Consider the following 1,636-nt stretch of genomic DNA (forward strand, 5'->3'; position numbering starts at 1 on the left):
GCACGGTGACCCCCGGGCGGGCCGCCGGCCGCCACGGCCTCCGGTGGCGACGTCCGGGGCACGCGCAGCCGTCCACGAGGATGATCATGGCGGGCAGCAGGCCGCGCAGCGGTACCGGCGCCTGTCCGGCGTCGACCAGGTCGAGCGCGGGCAGCGGCCGACCGGTGAGGGCGGCGGGCTGGAGGGCGTCGGGGTCGGCCGGTCGGTGCCCCGGCCGGCGCGGGGCCACGTGACGGCGAGGAGGCCGGCCAGTGTGGTGAGCACCGCGACCAGCAGGACCAGCATCGGCAGGGCCAGGGCCCGGTGCGGGTGGGGCAGCCCGGCGGCCCGGCGTAGCTCACGGCGGATCTGGGCGGCCTCGCCAGCGAGCGCCGAGGCGTCGTCGGGGATCACCACCCGACCCCACTCGGCGGGCAGGTCGGGCAGGCCGTCGGACGGCCCGTGGCCCTCTGCGTCCGGCTTGCCCATCGGACCCCCTGAAGCGTCTCGAGAGCGGAGTTCTGTTCGGCCTCCAGCGTCCCCCACCGGAGGCACCTCTCGCTACACCTGGGCGCGGTCCGGCCGGTCGGGATACCATGAGGTGAGCGCATAGCCCTTGATCTCGACGTTCTGTTCACCCGTACCGGGCAGTCATCCGTACGTTACGGAGCGTGTTCGAACCATCGGTTTGACCGCCTGTCAAGCTGAAGAAAGACCTCTCACAGGGCCCCTGAGCTGCGCCAACGGTCAGGACATCGGTGAGACATCGGTGCCTGACCGTGTTACCCTAGACACAGCGAAAGGGGTTTCGAACCTATGGTTTTCAGTGTCGGCGAGACCGTTGTTTACCCCCACCACGGGGCCGCACTCATCGAGGCAATCGAGACTCGGGTCATCAAGGGCGAGCCCAAGCAATACCTCGTCCTGAGGGTCGCTCAGGGTGACCTGACGGTCCGGGTGCCCGCCGAGAACGCCGAGATCGTGGGCGTACGCGAGGTGGTCGGCGAAGAGGGCCTCGGAAAGGTCTTCGACGTTCTCCGGGCTCCGCACACCGAGGAGCCGACCAACTGGTCGCGGCGTTACAAGGCCAACCTGGAAAAGCTGGCCTCCGGCAATCCGCTGAAGGTCGCCGAGGTCGTGCGTGACCTGTGGCGCCGGGAGCGGGAGCGGGGCCTTTCCGCGGGTGAGAAGCGGATGCTCGCCAAGGCCCGCGACATTCTCGTCGGCGAGGTCGCGCTGGCGGAGAAGAGCACCAAGGACGAGGCGGAGACGCTGCTCGACAAGGTGCTCACCGAGGCCTAGTCCCACAGCATCGTCGTACCCACTTCGTAGCGAAGAAACCACCGAGGACCGCGACGTGACCGCGCAGCTTAATCCGCGCGGTGACGTCGCGGTCCTCGTGCCTGCGGCGGGTGCCGGCGTACGGCTCGGCCCCGGCCGACCCAAGGCGCTGCGCCTGCTCGCCGGCGAGCCACTGCTGGTCCATGCCGTGCGGCGGTTGGCGGCGGCCCCTTCGGTGCACACGATCGTGGTGGCCGCGCCGGTCGCCGAGGTGACCGCCGTCCGCGAGCTGCTCGCCCCGGTGGCGCCGGTGACCGTGGTGCCCGGCGGCGCGGAGCGGCGAGGCTTCGGTGGCCGCCGCGCTGGCCGCGGTGCC

Annotated in this window: 1 protein-coding gene and 2 pseudogenes; 2 read left to right on the forward strand and 1 reads right to left on the reverse strand. The window is 71.1% G+C overall.

The annotated features are described in order from the left end of the window. Positions 1 to 468, reverse strand: a pseudogene (locus JNW91_RS31310) (hypothetical protein); the annotation flags it as partial. A 327-nt stretch (positions 469 to 795) separates the two neighbouring features. Between JNW91_RS31310 and JNW91_RS31315 the strand changes: the two are divergent. Beyond that, complete coding sequence (locus JNW91_RS31315) at positions 796 to 1,281, forward strand: CarD family transcriptional regulator (protein ID WP_007073334.1); 486 nt, start codon at positions 796 to 798, stop codon at positions 1,279 to 1,281. A gap of 55 nt (positions 1,282 to 1,336) precedes the next feature. Continuing rightward, positions 1,337 to 1,636: pseudogene (locus JNW91_RS31320) on the forward strand (2-C-methyl-D-erythritol 4-phosphate cytidylyltransferase); the annotation flags it as partial.

Source organism: Micromonospora parastrephiae, assembly GCF_016802865.1.
Classification (GTDB): domain Bacteria; phylum Actinomycetota; class Actinomycetes; order Mycobacteriales; family Micromonosporaceae; genus Micromonospora; species Micromonospora parastrephiae.